Origin of the sequence: Kaistella gelatinilytica, assembly GCF_015679325.1 — a bacterium.
In the GTDB taxonomy this organism is placed as follows: domain Bacteria; phylum Bacteroidota; class Bacteroidia; order Flavobacteriales; family Weeksellaceae; genus Kaistella; species Kaistella gelatinilytica.
Window position 1 is genome coordinate 709,350 of sequence record NZ_JADPVI010000002.1, and the last position, 18,876, is coordinate 728,225.

General features: G+C 35.5%; 19 protein-coding genes. 12 read left to right on the top strand and 7 right to left on the bottom strand.

Annotated elements, in window-relative coordinates; genetic code table 11:
- Positions 1-5 precede the first annotated feature (5 nt).
- From IV494_RS10385 to IV494_RS10415, 7 genes are all read right to left on the bottom strand, one after another.
- Positions 6-1,415 (bottom strand): MBL fold metallo-hydrolase, encoded by a 1,410-nt coding sequence (locus tag IV494_RS10385; protein ID WP_196080067.1) that lies wholly within the window; start codon positions 1,413-1,415, stop codon positions 6-8.
- A 78-nt stretch (positions 1,416-1,493) separates the two neighbouring features.
- Complete coding sequence (locus IV494_RS10390) at positions 1,494-1,859, bottom strand: hypothetical protein (protein WP_196080068.1); 366 nt, start codon at positions 1,857-1,859, stop codon at positions 1,494-1,496.
- 2 nt (positions 1,860-1,861) lie between these two features.
- Positions 1,862-2,662, bottom strand: coding sequence for a sulfite exporter TauE/SafE family protein (locus IV494_RS10395; protein ID WP_196080069.1), 801 nt, complete (start codon positions 2,660-2,662; stop codon positions 1,862-1,864).
- Positions 2,663-2,743: 81 nt separating this feature from the next.
- Positions 2,744-3,187, bottom strand: a complete 444-nt coding sequence (locus IV494_RS10400; RefSeq protein ID WP_196080070.1) for a hypothetical protein — start codon at positions 3,185-3,187, stop codon at positions 2,744-2,746.
- A gap of 92 nt (positions 3,188-3,279) precedes the next feature.
- The gene (locus IV494_RS10405) at positions 3,280-5,271 is read right to left on the bottom strand and encodes a TonB-dependent receptor plug domain-containing protein (RefSeq protein ID WP_196080071.1); all 1,992 of its coding nucleotides are present in this window, start codon (positions 5,269-5,271) and stop codon (positions 3,280-3,282) included.
- Positions 5,272-5,400: 129 nt separating this feature from the next.
- Positions 5,401-6,267: a hypothetical protein gene (locus IV494_RS10410; RefSeq protein ID WP_196080072.1), complete on the bottom strand. Its 867-nt coding sequence runs from the start codon at positions 6,265-6,267 to the stop codon at positions 5,401-5,403.
- A 112-nt stretch (positions 6,268-6,379) separates the two neighbouring features.
- Positions 6,380-6,673 carry a hypothetical protein gene (locus tag IV494_RS10415; RefSeq protein WP_196080073.1) on the bottom strand — a complete coding sequence of 98 codons (294 nt, stop codon included), beginning with the start codon at positions 6,671-6,673 and terminating at the stop codon, positions 6,380-6,382.
- A 203-nt stretch (positions 6,674-6,876) separates the two neighbouring features.
- Here IV494_RS10415 and IV494_RS10420 point away from each other — a divergent pair, with 203 nt between their 5' ends.
- From IV494_RS10420 to IV494_RS10475, 12 genes are all read left to right on the top strand, one after another.
- Positions 6,877-8,400 carry a helicase HerA-like domain-containing protein gene (locus IV494_RS10420; RefSeq protein ID WP_196080074.1) on the top strand — a complete coding sequence of 508 codons (1,524 nt, stop codon included), beginning with the start codon at positions 6,877-6,879 and terminating at the stop codon, positions 8,398-8,400.
- A gap of 51 nt (positions 8,401-8,451) precedes the next feature.
- Positions 8,452-9,678: a 3'-5' exonuclease gene (locus IV494_RS10425; protein ID WP_196080075.1), complete on the top strand. Its 1,227-nt coding sequence runs from the start codon at positions 8,452-8,454 to the stop codon at positions 9,676-9,678.
- A 219-nt stretch (positions 9,679-9,897) separates the two neighbouring features.
- A complete protein-coding gene (gene lysA, locus IV494_RS10430; protein WP_196080076.1) occupies positions 9,898-11,097 on the top strand; it encodes a diaminopimelate decarboxylase in 1,200 nt (399 codons plus the stop codon).
- Between the two features lies 1 nt (position 11,098).
- The gene (locus tag IV494_RS10435) at positions 11,099-11,515 is read left to right on the top strand and encodes an energy transducer TonB (protein WP_196080077.1); all 417 of its coding nucleotides are present in this window, start codon (positions 11,099-11,101) and stop codon (positions 11,513-11,515) included.
- Between the two features lie 62 nt (positions 11,516-11,577).
- Complete coding sequence (locus tag IV494_RS10440; protein ID WP_196080078.1) at positions 11,578-12,060, top strand: energy transducer TonB; 483 nt, start codon at positions 11,578-11,580, stop codon at positions 12,058-12,060.
- A gap of 61 nt (positions 12,061-12,121) precedes the next feature.
- A complete protein-coding gene (locus IV494_RS10445; protein ID WP_196080079.1) occupies positions 12,122-12,835 on the top strand; it encodes an energy transducer TonB in 714 nt (237 codons plus the stop codon).
- A gap of 256 nt (positions 12,836-13,091) precedes the next feature.
- Positions 13,092-13,817 carry an energy transducer TonB gene (locus IV494_RS10450; protein ID WP_196080080.1) on the top strand — a complete coding sequence of 242 codons (726 nt, stop codon included), beginning with the start codon at positions 13,092-13,094 and terminating at the stop codon, positions 13,815-13,817.
- A 151-nt stretch (positions 13,818-13,968) separates the two neighbouring features.
- On the top strand, positions 13,969-15,402 hold the full coding sequence (gene miaB, locus IV494_RS10455; protein ID WP_196080081.1) for a tRNA (N6-isopentenyl adenosine(37)-C2)-methylthiotransferase MiaB: 1,434 nt from the start codon (positions 13,969-13,971) through the stop codon (positions 15,400-15,402).
- A 117-nt stretch (positions 15,403-15,519) separates the two neighbouring features.
- Complete coding sequence (locus IV494_RS10460) at positions 15,520-16,296, top strand: Fic family protein (RefSeq protein ID WP_196080082.1); 777 nt, start codon at positions 15,520-15,522, stop codon at positions 16,294-16,296.
- Positions 16,296-16,805: a hypothetical protein gene (locus IV494_RS10465; RefSeq protein ID WP_196080083.1), complete on the top strand. Its 510-nt coding sequence runs from the start codon at positions 16,296-16,298 to the stop codon at positions 16,803-16,805. Before IV494_RS10460 ends, IV494_RS10465 begins: the two co-directional genes overlap by 1 nt.
- Complete coding sequence (locus IV494_RS10470) at positions 16,777-17,574, top strand: tetratricopeptide repeat protein (protein WP_196080084.1); 798 nt, start codon at positions 16,777-16,779, stop codon at positions 17,572-17,574. The genes IV494_RS10465 and IV494_RS10470 overlap by 29 nt, the downstream gene beginning before the upstream one ends.
- 33 nt (positions 17,575-17,607) lie before the next feature.
- Complete coding sequence (locus IV494_RS10475) at positions 17,608-18,876, top strand: sigma-54 interaction domain-containing protein (protein WP_196080085.1); 1,269 nt, start codon at positions 17,608-17,610, stop codon at positions 18,874-18,876.

Below are 18,876 nucleotides of genomic sequence, written 5' to 3' on the forward strand. Positions count from 1 at the left end.
TTTCATTATTTTAAAGATTTACTTTGACACATAAAATTACTTTTCGGAACAGCAGTTTCTTTTATTTTATTGAAACCACCTTCAATTTCGGTAAAGTTCCTGATTCCTCGGGAATTTAAAATGCTTGATGCGATCATACTTCTGTAACCTCCTGCACAATGAATGAAGAAATGTTCGTTCTTATCGATCAAATTTGCCCATTCATTAATTTTAGCTAAAGGTCTCTGATAAGCTTCAGCAACATGTTCGGCTTCGTATTCACTTTCTTTTCTTACATCAAAAACTTTTGAATTTTCGTTGAATTGTTTTTCAAATTCTTCAGCAGAAATTCTATTTACCGTATCGATTTCTTTCCCTGAATTTTTCCAGGATTCAAAACCACCTTCTAAAAATCCTAAAACCTCATCAAAACCAACACGCGAAAGTCTTGTGATCACTTCTTCTTCGGATCCTAAATCTGCAACCAACACGATCGGTTGTTTTACGTCAACGATCATCGCTCCGACCCAAGGTGCGAAATCACCTTTCAAACCGATATTGATCGCATTTGGAATATAACCTTTGTGAAAATCTGCAGCATCTCTTGTATCTAAAATCAAGGCTCCTGCATGTTCTACGATCTCTTCAAAATTATCGGGTGACAATGGTTTGTTTCCCTGTTTCATAACCTCGTCGAAACTTAAAATCCCTCCTTTATTCATGGCGACATTCATTCCAAAATATTTGGGTGGCGCGGAAAGTCCATCTAAAACTTCATGAACAAAAGATTCTTTATCCGGTTGATTCAAAGCATAATTCGTCTTTTTCTGATTTCCCAAAGTATCTACCGTTTCTTTCTGCATATTTTTTCCACAGGCGGAACCGGCGCCGTGAGCGGGATAAACCGTGATATCATCAGCAAGAGGCATAATTTTATTTTGTAAACTTTCGTAAAGCAAACCAGCCAATTCTTCCTGCGTCATGTGTGCGGATTTCTGCGCTAAATCTGGTCTTCCAACATCTCCTAAAAACAAAGTGTCTCCGGAGAAAATTGCGGTTTCTTTACCATTTTCATCGATGAGCAAATACGTAGAACTTTCCATGGTATGACCCGGAGTATGCAATACTTTAATTTTAATTTTCCCAACCTCAAAAATCTGATTATCTTCTGCTATGATCGCTTCAAAATCCGGATTTGCAGTAGGTCCATACACAATCGCAGCTCCCGTTTTTTTGGACAGATCTACGTGCCCTGAAACGAAATCCGCATGAAAGTGGGTTTCAAAAATATATTTGAGCTTTACCTGATCTTTTTCTAACCGATCCATATACGGTTTTGTTTCGCGGAGTGGATCAATTATTACCGCCTCATTTTCCGAGACAATGTAATAAGCTCCCTGCGCAAGACAACCTGTATATATTTGTTCTATTTTCATTTTTTTTATTTTAAAATTCTCAAATTTCGCCCCTGAAATTTATAGGGTCAAAATTAATCATTTATCAACGCTTCGATCTTATTTGTATTCTGAGGAATTTCCATCTTTATCGGTCAGCTTTCCTGCTTTTCCTTCCTGGGTCATTTCCCACATGAAATTCTGATTGGTGAAGATGGGATTTCCATTTTCATTACTCGTTTTTGCGGAAAGCTTCTCTTCTTTTGCACCGGTTTTCTGAATTTTTACCGCAACTGCATCACCTTCTGCAAAATAAACGACGCTCACTTCTTCGCCTTTGCTATTTTTGAGTTTGATAGGTTCCTGAACTTGACTTACTTCTGTGGACGGCGTTTTCTTACGTTCAACAGTTGAAGAATTTTGCTCGCTTTTGGAACAAGAACTCAAGAAAAATAAGGCGAAAATCGCGATGTATATGTTTTTCATAATTATATTAGTTGTTTTAAAAATATTTCTTTAAAGATAATGAAAAGGCCCATTAACAAAACGAACCACCCAAATATCGGTTTTAGTTTCCGGCCATCAATTTTTTTGGCGATTAGAATTCCGATAAAGATTCCCACTACTGACAAAGCAGTGAACTTCAACAAAAATCCCCAATCCTGATCGAACATTTGTAAAGTACTCAAAAAACCAAATACTGAATTCATTGCGATAATAAAAAGTGAGGTCGCAACTGCCTTCTTCATATTTAATCCTAACAGCATTACTAAAGCGGGGACAATCAAAAATCCACCACCTGCTCCTATTAATCCTGTAATTATTCCTACCAAAAGTCCCTGTGAAATGAGTAATGTATAATTCGTTTCCTGCTCTTTTCTAAGTCTTGGTCTGTCGTCTTTGCGAATCATTTTATAAGATGCGATCAACATTAAAATCGAAAAAAGAAGCAGCAAGAACATGTCTTTGGTCAATGCAATTCCCCATCGGTTAATAATATAATCAGGCAAATTAGGGAGCACCAGTCTTCGGGAAAATAAAACGCCCAAAATAGAGGGAATCCCAAAAATAAAAGCAGTTTTAAAATCGATCTGTTTCTGTCTGATAAATCCTGCAGAACCTACTAAACTCGTAATTCCTACTACAAAAAGAGAAAGTCCGGTTGCAGTAACAGCATCAAACTTAAAAATATATACAAAAACCGGCACGCTTAAAATACTTCCGCCGCCGCCGATAAGCCCCAAAACGAGACCAATAACGACTGCAAAAAAGTATCCTAATATTTCCATCTCTTTATTTATGGCAAAATTAGCCCTTTAAATGGAGTATGAACGTGATCGAAGTCACATAACCACAACTCTTTTTTGAAATTAATTTATCGCTACGATTTTCAAGGTATCATCACCAATTTTCACAGAATCACCAACGTTTTTGCCTTTGATCTCTAAGAAAACAGGTGCTTTTTCAGAGAATGAAAGAACTTCTTTATCTTCCATTGAGAAAACAGGTACAGAAATCCCAATGAACAAGAAGTTTTTGTCAGTCTCTATTAAACTTCCGTTCTCGATTTCTGTATGAATGATCTCTATTTCCTTTTCAAGAAAATTGAGATTTTGAACTGCTTCGGTCATCATTTTTTCAAACCGCAACTGCATATCTTTTGCAATGGATTGATTGGTAAAATCTTCTGAATCGTGCGTGCTTTCTTCATCCATATCTGAAGCGGTTTTGTACTGATCTACAGATTGTTGCAGACTAGCGATCACCTTATTCTGTTCCTGAATGATTTTGTTTAGAATATTTTTTCTGTTCATGATTATCTATTTAAGTATTACACAAATTTACTGAAAATTTACTGGAGTATTTCTTTCGAATACTACCATTTCACATTAACCTCAACGCTTGATTACCAGTTAAAATTCAAATTCAAATAGAAATTCCTGCCCGGTCTCGGAATTTTATTCCAGTCAGAATAAGTCGTGTAAAAGCGGTCGAAAAGATTTTCAACACCAACTCTTGCGAGAATTTTACTGCTGTTCACATTGAAGAGATAACCTGCACTCGCATTCATGATAAAATAGTCGGGAGTTACAGACTCGCCATATATTGCGGCAAAATCCTGATGTTTTGAATTTCCTAAAACAGACAGATCGGAAGAGAATTTATTTTTCTCAAATTTTAAAGAAGTTTGATAACTAAAAGGACTCATAAAAGGAAGATTCCCGTTCTGATGGTCTTTTCCGCGCGTGTAAACAAATTGTGTACTCCATTTTAGAGGTTCAGCAATTTGTAATTCCGTTGATAAACTTACATTAAAAATCGTGGCATAATCCAAAGCGGTATAACTTTTCACGCCATTTGCACCAATGGTCATGGGAACGAGATTATCGAGAATTTTCCCCACGATATAGTCAGAGATATGAAAATAAGAAGAAGAAATCTTCGCGTTAAATTTTTCTTTTTTCATTCCCACAAAAGCGTTTGCCTCTAAGGACGATTCGTTTTTCAAATAAGGATTTCCGATGTAATCATACTTTTCGAAACTGTTGAATAAATAAAATCCATAACCTTCAGAAACGGATGGCGCTCTATCGCCATATCCCAAACCAAATCCAGCCTGAAATGCATTTTTATTAAATTCATAATTAGCGGCAAAACTTTTTAAAATTCTGGACTTTTCCGCCTTCATTTCAGGATAAAAAATCTGTAAACTGTTTAAGCCAAATTCACTATCGACTTTATTTTGATGCATCGTTAAAGAAGCCGATAATTTTAAACTGGAATTTTGATTAAAATTAATTTGATCTTCCAGATAAACTCCCTGCGCAAGGGTTCTCACATCGGGCCAGGTTAACATGAACATTAATTTTTCAGATCGATCTGCAGGATACATGGTCATTTCTGCACGCGATTTATTGTAAAATCCATTAATATTAAGCAAAAAATGATGGTTATTTAGATCAGCTTTTAAGTGAGAATAATAGCCAAAAGTTTTACTCCAACCCGGCATATCCATGTGAATTGGGACGTTTGGTCTTTTGGTGTCATCCATTCTGTGCATGATGGTGTTGAAATAAATTTTTGTTTCCCAGCTTTTTAAATAATCACTTTTGGGCAACATTTGAAATTTCAAAGAAGTGATCAACGCTTCTGCCAAAGAAACATCCATCGGTAAAGCAGGATAACCAACATCACTCGCTTTGTCGTAAATAACTGAAGCTTCTAATAATTTATTTTCGCCCAATTTCACGCCGGAAATTCCAGAAACATTGATCTTTTTAAATTGTGAATAAGGGATCTCGATATTATTTCCCGCTTTGTAATTGTCGGCATCACGCATCATAAAATTAACATCGGTATAGAATTTTTCTGTTTTAAAGTTTGTTCCGGACCCAAAAATCTTTTGATTATTCACGGTTTCAAATCCGCTGTTGACATTAAAGTTCCATTTTGTTTGACCAAACATCATTTTATTTCTTTTCAAATCGATGGCTCCTCCAATCGTATTTCCATGACAGGAACCTTCCTGACCAGAACTTACGGTTGCTTCCTTGAGATTAGAAACTTCGATATAAGAAGTGATCGGATCCATTTTGTCGGTGCAGGCTCCGAAAATTCTCATTCCGTCGATGGTCACCAAAGTTCTTTCGGTCGGCATACTGTTGATGAGCGGTTCCCAGGCATAAGCACCACGTTTGATCATATCGACTTTCGCAGATTTTTGCAAATACTCATCGATTGAGCCTAAAGGTTTATTTTCTTTGGTCGAAATTTTGGAAGTTCCGATCACAATAACTTCCTGAATATGTTGGGATTGAAGAGAATCTTTTGAAATCTTCTGTGCATTACTATTCGAAAATAGAAGCATTAGAAAACTCACGAGGATAATTCGTTTCATTGTAAAGCATTTTAGATATTGAGGTTGAATTAATCTTCCAATAAAAGATTAATTGCAACTGAAAAAGAAAAAATCAAAGCTAATTCAAGATCAGACTTTCAAATAGCTTTGATTTTAGTTGAATAAAAATTAGAAATCGAGTTCGAAAAATAAACTGCTTGTAAGATTGGTGCTGGTAATTTCTTCACCACCCAGAACAGTTCCGTCGGCTTTGGCGAGCTGAAGATTAACTTTCCAGTATCCAGTCATGGTTAAAGAAAGTTTTCCGTTGTATAATTTCCCCGCAGCAGTTTGTGTTGGGTTTACATTATTGGGCGAACTGTGATTTCCCATTCCCGGCATTCTTGGATCCACTTTCACGGTATAACCATCTGCAACAGGGAAAGTCATCATATCCTGCATTTTCCAAACGCCCACTATCATATCATTGATGGCAACTTTCGGAGATTTTGGATCGATGTATGCAACAACATATTTCACATTATCACTTCCCAAAAATGAATTAACTGTTTTTTTGGCTTCAACAGGAACATTAATAAAAGTTGTTGCAGTGTATGTAGTTCCAGCAATCGTATAATCAATTTTCAAATCCCAGTATTCTGTAGCATTTCCAGGCATCGTGAAAACGATATATCCGGAATAAAGTGTTCCATCAGTTGTCACTTTTTCTACGTTCGAATTTGGGCAAGAATGAGACATCATTGTCATGTGCATCACCGGTTTCCAGGAAACTGAAGCATTTTTTTCGTACTGATTCGTTGCTTTATTTTTGATCCTTAATTTAAGATCATTGTATCCCAAATTAGTTGATCCCGATTTTGAATAAAGTTCGATAACATGAGTATCGTTCGTAATTTCTTTAATTTTTGTCAGTCCTTCAATTTCGGTATTTGGATTGGTTGTAGTAAGTGGTTCGTCGCTATCTGAAGTTCTGCATGACACGATAAGGAAAGCCATTGCCAAAAAGGCAAGTATAGTTTTGAATGAAAATTTCATTGTATTTATTTTAAATTATAACTTGAAAATAGGTTCTCAATCTTTGTAAAAAAGATCAAAGCATCACTTCAATTTCAGAAAGAAAATGAAGAAATACTGCAAAAAAGTCAAGTTAAATTTGGGGCGGATTCGGCAGAATATCGAGAAAAATCTCAGAAATATTCCGATCTTGATACGTATAAGTTGTAGAATCAAAAGCTAAAGGCTCATTGATCTTAAAAGAAAATTCTGCAGGTTTTGAGGGCAGAATATTAAATTCAAAAGAATATTTTACCAAATTAAAAGGATTCGAAGATTTCTCGCTTTCCTTCTGCATCTGACATTTCCCGTGACAATTCATCTCAGGTTTCGCTTTATTGATACAGTGAATCTCGTAAAAATTTCGGTTGATTTGATAATCAATCATAAACAACGAGTTTTGAAAACTGACTGTAAAAATAATTGTGGACAATATGATTGATAAAATGGCCTTCATTTGATATTTCAAAATTAAGACTTTTTTATCTTAATTGAAAATGACTTTCATCATTTTATTTAAAAATTATTTTGGTCATAAAATTAATAATAGTTCAATATTATTTATCTTTAACGCCTTAAATCATTTTCAACATGGCAGATAAAGCGAAATTCATCGAGGAACTTTCTACGAAATATGCACCGAAAGGCGACTTCATTACTTTAGGTAAAGGAATGCTTGACGGAGAAGTTGTAACAGAAGTTGACGTAACAATTCCCCTGAAAACCATCAACCGACACGGATTAATTGCCGGTGCGACAGGAACCGGGAAAACGAAAACGCTACAGGTTTTTGCCGAACAATTATCACACAAAGGAATTCCGTCTCTGGTTCTCGACATTAAAGGAGATTTCTCCGGAATTGCAGAACCAGGCTCAGAAAATGCAATTATTACAGAGAGATACGCCAAAACAAAATTACCTTACGCACCACAACCTTTCCCCGTAGAATTGATGTCGATTTCCGGAGAAAAAGGCGTAAAATTAAGAGCAACTGTCACCGAATTTGGTCCTCTTTTACTGTCTAAAATTTTAGATCTGAATGACACGCAGCAAAGCATCATGTCCATCGTTTTTAAATATTGCGATGACAAAGGTTTGCCGTTGATCGATTTAGATGATTTGAAAAAAGTTTTGCAATATGTAACCGATAACGCGCAGGGTAAAGCTGATTTATCCAACAATTATGGTTCAATTTCTCCCGCTTCTTTAGGCGCAATTCTTCGCTCAATCGTTGCACTTGAACAACAGGGAGCCTCACAATTTTTTGGAGAACCAAGTTTTGACGTTACCGATTTATTGAAACAAAGAGACGGAAAAGGCGTTGTAAATATTTTGAGAGTTGCTAATATTCAAAGCAAACCACAATTGTTTTCGACTTTTATGCTTTCGTTGTTCGCTGAAATTTATATGACTTTCCCTGAAGAAGGAGATTCCGGAAAACCGAAATTGGTTTTGTTTATTGATGAAGCGCACTTAATTTTTAATGAAGCCAGCAAAACTTTATTAAATCAAATTGAAACCATGGTAAAACTGATCCGTTCCAAAGGAGTCGGAATTTATTTTATCACTCAAATTCCGGGCGATGTTCCGGAAAATGTCTTATCTCAATTAGGTTTGAAAATCCAGCACGCTCTTCGTGGATTCACCGCAAAAGACAAAAAAGAAATTTCGAAAGCTGTAGAAAATTATCCGACCACAGAATATTATAAAGCCAGCGAACTGATTCAAAATATGGGAATTGGAGAAGCGTTTATCACGGCTTTGGACGAAAAAGGAATTCCAACACCTTTGGTTCATACCTATTTAATTTCGCCGGAATCAAGAATGGATATTTTAACAGACGCCGAAGTTGAAGACTTAACAAGTCGTTCTGCAATGGTTGCGAAATATGAACAACCGATGAATAAAGATTCTGCCTACGAAATGTTGACGAGCAGAATGGAGCAGGCAGTTCAAAATGCTGCACCAACGGTAAAAACTAAAGCGGTAAAAGAAGAACCCGGCGTTTTCGAAAGTGTCATGAAATCGAGCGCAGGAAGGACCTTCACCACCACATTGGCAAGAGAGGGCGCAAAATTTGTATTGGGAATGTTTGGTTTGGGCGGAAGAAAATAATTGCACATTATCTTTTGTGCAGATGAAGATGGTTAGATAGAAAAAGAAAAAATGTATTCAGTAGTAGATATAGAAAGCAACGGAGCAGGTTTCAGGAAAGAAAGTATCATTGAGATCGCGATATATAAGTATGATGGTCATGAAATTGTAGATCAGTTTATTACTTTGGTCAACCCAGAAAGTGAGATCACTCCTTTTGTTCAGAAATTAACGAACATTTCTCAGAGAATGGTGCGGTCTGCACCTCATTTTCACGAAATTGCTAAAAGAGTTGTAGAAATAACCGAAAACACCACTCTGGTCGGTCATAATATTGAATTCGATTACCGAATGTTGCGACAGGAATTCAAAAGACTGGGTTATGAATTTAAGATCAACACGATAGATACAATTCCTTTGGCGAAGAAGCTTATTCCCGAGGCGGAAAGTTTTTCTCTGGGGAAACTCGTAAAATCACTGGGAATTCCTTTAGTTGATCAGCACAGAGCTTCCGGAGATGCAAGAGCCACTTTGGAACTTTTTAAATTACTGATGTTCAAGGACAAAGATTCCGAGATCATTCAGCAACATCATGAAGAACTCAATGCGAATACGTATCTGAATAAGATAAAACAACTCACGCAGGACCTGCCTTTTGAGAGAGGAATTATTTATTTTCAGAATGCTGAAGGAAAAATTATTTTCTTTGATTTTGTGGATGATTTAAGCAAATTTTCAAAAATTCTTTTCAACTCAAAATCCAAGCGCTGGAAACAGATTCAGGATGATGTGGCGCAAATTCATTATGATCTGACCGGGAACGACATTCTGGCGAAACTCATCATCAAGACAAAAGGTTTGCAGAAACGCGACAACCTTCAGTTCGGACTGTATCATAAAAACGGAAAATATTTTGCAGAGCGGATCAGCAATATCAAAGAAGAACAACCTTTGCTTCGGTTTAAATCTTTTACCCAGGGATTAAAAGCGGTGAGTTTCATTAAAACCCGATCACAGTTTGAGGATCTTGAAGAATTTAAAAACACAATCAATTTAAAAGGCAGAAATGAACTCTGGCTTTCTGATGGAAGAACGCTCGGTGAAAAATCGTTTTTGATCTTTCAAAAAGGAAAGTTGACCGCCTTTGGTTTTCACGAACTTCATACGCAGATCAATTCGTGGGAGAAACTTTCAAAATTAAAGATCGATCTCAACTCTTTTCCACCCGATCTGCAGAACGATTTACAACTCGCTCTTTTAAGAAGTGATTTTGAAATAATTCCACTGCCGTCAAAATAAATCACGCAGAATTAAATAAAAAAAATTACTTTTGAAAAAAATTTCGAAGAGAAAATAAAAATATGATCATCTCAAAATCTATAAAACAAGTTGCTTCTAAGGGAAAAAAGTTTTTCTCTGAGGATAATTTCGTGGATTAAGAGCTGTAATCTTAGATAATCAACAATCAAGCATGCTCTTTCCGAGTGTGCTTTTTTTAATTTTAAAACAAATAATAAGATGACCGATAAAGATTTACTGAAAATTGCCCACCAATTTGGCACGCCAACTTACGTTTACGATGCTGAATCGATTAAAACGCAGTACGAAAAACTAACTTCTTCATTTCATAAAAGCACCCGTTTTTTTTATGCGTGTAAAGCACTTTCCAACATCAATATTTTAAAATTTGTGAACCGACTGGGTGGAAGTTTAGATTGCGTTTCCATTAATGAAGTAAAACTGGGAATTAAAGCAGGTTTCGAATCAAAAAGGATACTTTTCACGCCAAATTGCGTTGATCTGGCCGAAATTGAAGAAGCAATGTCTTTAAAAGTTCACATCAATATTGACAACATTTCGATCCTGGAACAGTTTGGAAACAAGTACGGAAATTCTTATCCGATTTTTGTCAGAATTAATCCCCACATTTTTGCTGGCGGAAATTATAAGATCTCAACCGGTCATATCGATTCTAAATTCGGAATTTCTATTCACCAGCTTCGTCACATCGAACGCGTGATGAATTCAACCAACATCAATGTTGAAGGACTTCACATGCATACGGGAAGCGAAATTAAAGATCCCGATGTTTTTCTGCAGGGTTTAGATATCATGTTTGAACTGGCAGAAAAATTTCCGAATTTAAAATATCTGGACATGGGAAGTGGTTTCAAAGTCCCTTACCAGGAAGGCGATCTGGAAACCGATGTGAAAGTTTTGGGTAAAAAAGTGGAGAAAGCCGTTGCAGAATTTTCTAAAATTTCCCGGAAAAAGTTTGAACTCTGGTTTGAACCGGGTAAGTTTTTAGTAAGTAAAAGCGGTCATCTTCTTGTAAAAACAAATGTCATCAAACACACGACTGCCACAACTTTCGCCGGAATTAATTCGGGTTTTAATCATATGATCCGACCGATGTTTTACGATTCTTATCATATTATCGAAAATCTTTCAAACCCAAAAGGTAACGAAAGAATTTACACGGTTGTGGGAAACATCTGTGAAACCGACACTTTCGCGTGGGACAGAAAATTAAATGAAGTGCATGAAGGCGATATTTTGGTATTTCGGAACGCGGGAGCTTATGGCTATGAGATGAGTTCAAACTTTAACTCAAGATTGAAACCTGCAGAAGTTCTGTTTATCGACGGAAAAGCGCATTTGATAAGAACACGCGATGAGTTTGAAGATCTGTTGAGAAACCAAATTGAAGTCTTGTAAAATGATCAGAAAATTTTGCCTTTTATTTCTTATTATTTCTTCTTTTGCATTCGGTCAAACAGAAAATAAAACGGAACAACCCAAAATGATTTACACCGAAAAAGCTAAGTTTCCCGGCGGTGAAGAAGATTTTCGCGCAGAATTTCATAAAATGGTAAACGGTTACATCGATTTGCGAAAATATGCCGTGAACGGAACATTTTATTTTACATTTAATATCGATGTTAATGGGAAAATTAAAGATCTCAACATTGTTCCCAAAGTTAAAAATAGTAACATGTTCATTGATGATATGATGTTTGCGATGAAGAAAATAAAAACCAAGTGGAAACCGGCTTTGCAAAATGATCAGCCTGTAGAATCCCGATACATTTTAAGTGTAAATTTCATTACTGATCATTTTGATCATGGCGATTAAAAACGCCTGCAACGCTTTCTTTTTAAATCAAAATTGAGTAACTTTATTGAAAATTCTGTACAATGAAAAAGATCTTTCTATTTTTAATTTTTGCCTTTACTTATAGCAATGCTCAATATTTAGTTGAAGACAACGACATTTCTGACAACACGAAAGAAGTCGGCAGACAAACGGTTTCCTACGATTTAAACAACCCGCTGGAATTCTATCGTTTAAAATGTTATAATGCAATTTATGCACAATTTCCCGGGGGCGAAAATGCTTTCAAGCAAAAACTTTTTCTCAATATGAAAAGTGATCTTGATAACAGCTTTTATTCGGTTAATGGAACTTTTGAATTGATCATCACCATCAATAAATCCGGAAATATGCAAAGCTTTAAGCTTAATCCAGAAGTACAAAACAGCAATTTATTGAAACGCGATCTGGAACTGGCTTTGCGGAAAATGAATCCAAAATTTACGCCTGCTACTTGCGACGGAGTTCCCATAGAATCTAAAATCAGGCAGAAAATAAATTTCCGAACAGACAATTTTGATATTTAATACTCATAAAATTAAAACTTTGTAAAATCTACAAAGTTTTTTTATATTTAGAAAAAAATTGATGAGGTTTCTTTACATTCTATTATTTCTAAATATTTTCGTTAATGGGCAGAAATTCGCAGTGTTCCCTGCTAATCAACATAGTTACTTAGGTGGCGACGAAATGTTCTACAAAGATTTTCAGAAAATTTTAATTGCGAAAAACATGAAACCTTGCGAGAATAAAAAAGAACTTTTTCGTGCGTTAATTTTAGTAAATGAAGATGAAACTGCATCACTTTACGAATCAGAAAATTTCCCGGAACAGATCAGCAAATGCAGTGAAGAACTTACCAAAGAAGTTCTAAAAAACATGAATGGTTTTATCGCCGCAAAAATTAATGGAGAGTTAAAAGCTGCAGTCGCTCATTATTATATTTTCCCAGACGCTTTTTTTGAAAATTTTAAAGAAGGTTACACTCCAGAAAAATTTACAGAACTTCCTGTTTTTGAAGGCGGAATAAATGGTTTCAGAAATGAAGTATCTAAAAAAATTGATACTTCCGGTTTTTACGTGAAAGGTTCGGGAAAAGCAACATTAATTGTTCGATTCCTTGTCAATGAAGAAGGCGAAATAGTTAATGTAAATCTGGAAAATACATCTGGACTTAAAGAATACGATGAGATGGTTATCTCATCCATTCAATCCCTCAAGAAGAAATGGATACCCGCAAAAGTTCATGGAATACCAGTTAAATACAGGTTTAGAATGCCGATCAGTTTGATGAAAGATTAAGGTTTTATTAAAATTGATGAAAAAGATCTAAAAAGATTTTCACGAAGTTTTTAAATTAAAAATTTCAAACTTGAACCAACAAACATGAAAGTTTCAGCTTTCTACTTGCTATTTATAACAGCAACACCTTGAAAAAGGCAAAACATAAAGCAACTGATTTTAAAGAATTTACATCCAAAAGTCCATCAAAAAAAAATTATTTTAGATTTACCCTTCCGTTAAGTTTTTTCAATATATAATTTGAAATTCCCTATTTATGAAAAAAATTTATTTTCTAATTTTCTTTTTCCCTTTAATGATCTCTGCTCAAATACTGGAGTATTTTCCTAATTATCAGGTTCCATATATTGGCGGTTACGAAGCATATTACAAAGATTTTCACGATATTATCGTTGAGAAAAATTTAGAACCTTGCTCAAATAAAGACGAGTTTTATCAGCTTAAATTGCTGATCAATGAAGATAAATCAGTGAGTTTTGTAAAAGACCACAATGAACAAAATATTGCGAAAAATAAATGTGCTTATACACTCGCGAGAGAAGTTGCGAAGTCTCAGAAAAACTGGAATGCTGCAACTGTTGACGGCGTCCCAAAAGCTGCGGTTGCGACATTTATAATTTTTCCCGCAGATCTTTTTGAAAATTATCAGGATGGATATCTTCCGAAATTTTCTTTCCCTTCTTACGGAAATTACAAAAATAATGGCGTCGCAGAATTTAGAAAAGGAATTGTAAACCGAATTGATGTTAGAGGTTTTGACTGGAATGATCGATTCAATATCATTGCTGAATTTATTATTACCAAAGAAGGAAAAATTGAAAATATTGTAATGCTCAAATCATCTTCTATGATCGAATTTGACAAACGAATCGTTTACGGAATTCAAAGTACAAAAAAGATGTGGAAATCTGCAACTGTCAATGGAAAACCAGTGGATTACAGATATCGGTTAACTTTGAACGCGACTACAGATCAAGAATAATTCTAATTTTTTCTTGAAAAATTAACGGAATTAGCTTTTATCTTTATAAGAAGAAAACAATACAACTCTGCCATTCTGTCACAGAAATTCATATATTTGCACTCCCATTTTGAATTTAAAATCTAAAATTCAAAATCTAAAACTTATCGACGTGCAAGAGAAATATATAGACGAAAACAAACAAGGCGAAGCAATCGCAACCGCTGAAAGACCAGATAACTCCAAGAAACTTTTTTTGGAAAGTTACGGTTGTCAAATGAACTTTTCAGATTCTGAGATCGTTGCTTCTATCTTAAATGAGCAAGGTTACAACACTACCCAAAATGTAGAAGAAGCAGATTTAATTTTGCTCAACACGTGCTCAATCCGGGAAAAAGCTGAACAAACGGTGAGAATGCGACTTTCTCAATTCAAAAATTTAAAGAAAGACAAACCAAGCTTAACCGTTGGTGTTTTAGGTTGCATGGCGGAACGTTTGAAAACTAAATTTTTAGAGGAAGAGCAACTCGTAGATTTGGTAGTTGGTCCCGATGCTTACAGAGATTTACCCAATTTATTAAAAGAAACTGACGACGGAAGAGACGCCATCAACGTGATTCTTTCAAAAGAGGAAACGTATGCAGATATTAATCCGGTTCGTTTAGGCGGAAACGGTGTTACTGCCTTCGTTACGATCACCCGTGGTTGCGATAATATGTGTACTTTTTGCGTAGTTCCATTTACGCGTGGTCGCGAGAGAAGTCGCGATCCGCATTCAATTATTGAAGAGTGTAAAAACTTATGGGAAAGTGGCTACAAAGAAATTACGCTTCTGGGTCAAAACGTAGATTCTTATCTTTGGTATGGAGGCGGCCCGAAAAAAGATTTCAAAAACGCTACCGAAATGCAGCGACTTACCGCTATTACTTTTTCTCAACTTCTTGATATGGTCGCTGTTGCAGTTCCAAAAATGCGAATTCGTTTTTCTACGAATAATCCGCACGAAATGACTGAAGAAGTTTTCCGCATGATTGCAAAACACGAAAATATTTGCAATTATGTGCATCTTCCGGTACAAAGTGGAAGTGATGCAATGCTGGTAAAAATGAACCGTCAACATACAAGACAGGAATATTTAGATTTAATTAAAAAAGGAAAAGAAATTGTTCCCGAAATTTCATTTTCGCAAGATATGATCATCGGTTTCTGTGGTGAAACGGAAGAAGATCACCAGCAAACTTTAAGCTTAATGCGCGAAGTTGAATACGATTACGGCTACATGTTCTCCTATTCTGAACGACCGGGAACGCCGGCTCATAAAAAAATGGAAGACGATATTCCTGCCGATGTAAAACAGCGAAGATTAGCAGAAGTGATCGCTTTACAAGGTGAACTTTCCCGAAAAAGGATGCAAGGTTATGTTGGTAGAAATCACGAAGTTTTAATAGAAGGAACCTCCAGAAAAAACGAAAATCAGTGGAAAGGAAGAAATTCCCAGAATGCAGTTTGTGTTTTCGATAAATTAGAAGGTCAGAAATTAGGCGACATTGTGACTGTTTTTGTTCACGGAAACACACAGGGAACGCTTTTAGGGAAAACTGTTTAAGGTTTTTTGAGGCAGACTTTTCCGCCTTCCACTCCCTCCCGATTTTACATCGGGATCCGTTCAAGTCGGGCTGCAGTGAGAGCGAAAAACAAAAGTATTTTTTATAGAAAATTTCGAATGATCAATTTTAAATCCATAAAAACTGAACTTTTTCCAGAATATTTTCCGGAAGCAGGAGATCAATTAAGAGGATTTGAAAATTTAAAAGATGCAGAAATTTCGACAGAGAATTTCAGTTTTTACACGTCCGTTTCTTCAGTTTACTCAAGTAAAATTGAGGGAGAAGAAGTTGATCTGGACAGTTACATCAAACATAAAAATCTGGGGATTGAATTTAAGCCCGATTACACCAAAAAAATCGATGACCTTTACAATGCTTATGATTTTGCCAAAAAGAATATATTGAGTGAAGAAAATCTTCTGAAAGCACACCAGATTTTAACCGAAAATATTTTAAAACCACATCTTCAGGGAATTTACCGAAAAACGAAAATGTATGTTTTAACAGACAATGGACAAATTGAATATGTTGCAACTTCTCCTTTTGAAGTAGAGCGCGAAATGAATCAATTTTTCATAGAATTAAATGTTTTGCTCACAGAAAATTTAGAGATCGAAGAAGTTTTTTTTTATGCATCGCTACTCCATCTGGTTTTTGTCAAAATTCATCCGATGAATGATGGCAACGGGAGATTAGCGCGACTTCTAGAGAAATGGTTTATTGCACAGAAGTTAGGTGCGAAAGCCTGGTTTTTACAGAGTGAGAAAATGTATTATCAAAATCATCAGATTTACTACCAAAATATTAGAAAATTAGGATTAGAATACGAAAACTTAAATTTTAATAATTCATTAAATTTTATTCTAATGCTGCCAAAATCTTTAAATTATTAATGAGAAATTTACTGCTCATCTTATTCATGATTCCTCTACTTGCAAATTGTCAGTCAGAGAAAAATGCTCTATCCAAATATGCAGCAAACGTTGGAGACATTGCTTTTAATCAAGACACTGATGGTTCTGACTTTAAAAGATGTTTGTCAGATGATTTTACCTTTCAATATTACAATGACTTAAAAGGTTTTCTGTATAAAGGCGAAAAAATTGAAATAGAAAGAAAATTAGCAGCACTTAAATTACAAGATGATCGTACGGAAAATGGTTACATTACTATTCGTTTCATCGTTAATTGCGAGGGAAAAACTGGATTGTTTAGGGTTCAGCAGATGAATGAAAACTATCAGAAATTTGCTTTTGACAAAAAGTTCGGTGATCAGCTTTTAAAATTCACTGAAAAACTAGACGGTTGGATTCCCAAAGAATATGAAGGGAGAAAATTAGATTATTACCAATACTTAACCTTTAAAATTGAGAATGGAAAAGTTTCCGAAATACTTCCTTAGCCTTTTCATACTGGTTATCTACACTAATTTGCAGTCGCAGGTCAACTGCAACGCAATCGAAGGAGAAAACTGTAAAAAAGCGTGCGAAATTTATAACAATTCCGGTGCTCAAGGCTCCAGAAAGTCGCAGGAAAATTTTGATAAAGCAATTGCGTTATGCCCAACTTTCGCCGATGCTTATATGGAAAAATCAGTTCCGTATTTGAAAAGAGGAGATTTCGTCACATGGAAAAAGCTCATTGACAAAGCAGTTCAATTAGATCCAAAAGCGCATCTCGGATATCGCGGTTGGTGCAAATTTCAATTTCTGCGCGATTACAAAGAAGCAATTTCCGATATTGAAGCTTTAGAAAAAATTTATCCAAGTGGTTATCTTGGTTATTCTGCAAATGGCGATTACGAATTACATATTGCAAAAGCAATTTGCTATTCGGCTTTAGGACAAAAAGAAAAAGCAATTTCTATATTTGAAAAACAATTGCTGAAGGAAGACCACAATGTTGGTTTCTACGATTATTACCAGCTTGGCGTAACCTATTTTGAACTGGGAAAATATGACAAAGCTTTAGAAAATTTCGAAAAACAAAGTAAGTATAACAATTTTGCTGAAAATATATATTATAAAAGCAAAGTTGCTAAGATTAGAAATAAGGATTATTTAGATTTAAAAAAGTTAGCCTTAAAAAGCTATGACGAGGGTAAAAACATGACAGACGGTTACACCCATCATTTCAACAAAGTTTACAGAACGCAAATTGAAGAACTGTAAATTTTATTCTTACTAATCTATAAATAAAACAAAATGACAGACTTACAATCTATAAAAACACGCTTCGGGATTATCGGAAATTTTCCGGTGTTGAATCGTGCGCTGCAAAAAGCAATTCAGGTAGCACCAACCGATATTTCTGTATTGGTAATGGGCGAAAGTGGCGTTGGAAAAGAATTTATTCCTAAAATAATCCACGCAGAATCCCGTAGAAAACATCAACCATATATCGTCGTAAACTGTGGCGCAATCCCAGAAGGAACAATTGATTCAGAACTTTTCGGACATGAAAAAGGCGCATTTACGGGTGCAACTTCTACCAGAAAAGGGTATTTTGAGGTTGCAGATGGCGGAACTATATTTTTAGATGAAGTGGGAGAATTGCCCGTACAAACGCAGGTTCGTTTGCTTCGTGTTTTAGAAAGCGGCGAGTTTATGAAAGTAGGTTCTTCTCAAATTCAAAAAACAAACGTGCGAATTGTCGCAGCAACAAACGTGAATATGTTGAATGCGATCAATGACGGAAGATTTCGGGAAGATCTATATTACCGTTTGAACACTGTACAGATCGACATGCCGACTTTGAGAGATCGAAAAGGTGATATTCACTTGCTTTTCAGAAAATTTGCAATTGATTTCGCTGAAAAATACAGAATGCCCGAATTGGTTCTTACCCAGGATGCAGTGAATTATTTAGAAAATTATCCTTTCCCCGGAAATATTCGTCAGCTGCGAAATTTAGTTGAACAAATGACAGTGGTTGAACAGGAAAGAACAGTAAATTCTACAAAATTAAGTGAGTATATTCCTATGCAGTCGCAACTTCCGGCGGTTATTAAAAAAGGAAGCGGCATTTCTTCAAATGAATTTAATTCGGAGAGAGACATTATGTACAAAATCCTCTTCGACATGAGAAATGACCTTAATGATTTAAAATCCTTAACTTCGGAACTCATAAAAAACCGGGAAAACAGCGATTTCAGTAATCAGGAAAAAAATCTCATCAACAGAGTTTTCACGCCAGAAGCTCAAAATCAAAATGCCAATTCTTTGCTGTTTTTTGAAAATGGAAATCAAAACTCGACAATCATTTCTAATCAAAATGAGGAGTATGAAGATGTAGAAGATATTGAAATTGAAGAGACAAAACCCGATTCTTTATCGCTTCAAAACAACGAAAGAGAATTGATCGTGAAAGCATTAGACAAACACAAAGGCCGAAGAAATAAAGCCGCCGATGAACTTGGTATTTCGCAAAGAACACTGTACCGAAAAATAAAACAATATAACTTAGAAGACTAA

What these genes read in the sequence shown, in the direction of transcription:
- IV494_RS10400 (WP_196080070.1), bottom strand. Translation starts at nt 3,187, where the DNA reads ATGAACAGAAAAAATATTCTAAACAAAATCATTCAGGAACAGAATAAG.
- IV494_RS10465 (WP_196080083.1), top strand. Translation starts at nt 16,296, where the DNA reads ATGAGAAATTTACTGCTCATCTTATTCATGATTCCTCTACTTGCAAAT.
- IV494_RS10450 (WP_196080080.1), top strand. Translation starts at nt 13,092, where the DNA reads ATGAAAAAAATTTATTTTCTAATTTTCTTTTTCCCTTTAATGATCTCT.
- IV494_RS10420 (WP_196080074.1), top strand. Translation starts at nt 6,877, where the DNA reads ATGGCAGATAAAGCGAAATTCATCGAGGAACTTTCTACGAAATATGCA.
- IV494_RS10425 (WP_196080075.1), top strand. Translation starts at nt 8,452, where the DNA reads ATGTATTCAGTAGTAGATATAGAAAGCAACGGAGCAGGTTTCAGGAAA.
- IV494_RS10415 (WP_196080073.1), bottom strand. Translation starts at nt 6,673, where the DNA reads ATGATTGATTATCAAATCAACCGAAATTTTTACGAGATTCACTGTATC.
- IV494_RS10435 (WP_196080077.1), top strand. Translation starts at nt 11,099, where the DNA reads ATGATCAGAAAATTTTGCCTTTTATTTCTTATTATTTCTTCTTTTGCA.
- IV494_RS10470 (WP_196080084.1), top strand. Translation starts at nt 16,777, where the DNA reads ATGGAAAAGTTTCCGAAATACTTCCTTAGCCTTTTCATACTGGTTATC.
- IV494_RS10395 (WP_196080069.1), bottom strand. Translation starts at nt 2,662, where the DNA reads ATGGAAATATTAGGATACTTTTTTGCAGTCGTTATTGGTCTCGTTTTG.
- IV494_RS10390 (WP_196080068.1), bottom strand. Translation starts at nt 1,859, where the DNA reads ATGAAAAACATATACATCGCGATTTTCGCCTTATTTTTCTTGAGTTCT.
- IV494_RS10445 (WP_196080079.1), top strand. Translation starts at nt 12,122, where the DNA reads ATGAGGTTTCTTTACATTCTATTATTTCTAAATATTTTCGTTAATGGG.
- IV494_RS10475 (WP_196080085.1), top strand. Translation starts at nt 17,608, where the DNA reads ATGACAGACTTACAATCTATAAAAACACGCTTCGGGATTATCGGAAAT.
- IV494_RS10405 (WP_196080071.1), bottom strand. Translation starts at nt 5,271, where the DNA reads ATGAAACGAATTATCCTCGTGAGTTTTCTAATGCTTCTATTTTCGAAT.
- lysA (WP_196080076.1), top strand. Translation starts at nt 9,898, where the DNA reads ATGACCGATAAAGATTTACTGAAAATTGCCCACCAATTTGGCACGCCA.
- IV494_RS10460 (WP_196080082.1), top strand. Translation starts at nt 15,520, where the DNA reads ATGATCAATTTTAAATCCATAAAAACTGAACTTTTTCCAGAATATTTT.
- IV494_RS10440 (WP_196080078.1), top strand. Translation starts at nt 11,578, where the DNA reads ATGAAAAAGATCTTTCTATTTTTAATTTTTGCCTTTACTTATAGCAAT.
- IV494_RS10410 (WP_196080072.1), bottom strand. Translation starts at nt 6,267, where the DNA reads ATGAAATTTTCATTCAAAACTATACTTGCCTTTTTGGCAATGGCTTTC.
- IV494_RS10385 (WP_196080067.1), bottom strand. Translation starts at nt 1,415, where the DNA reads ATGAAAATAGAACAAATATATACAGGTTGTCTTGCGCAGGGAGCTTAT.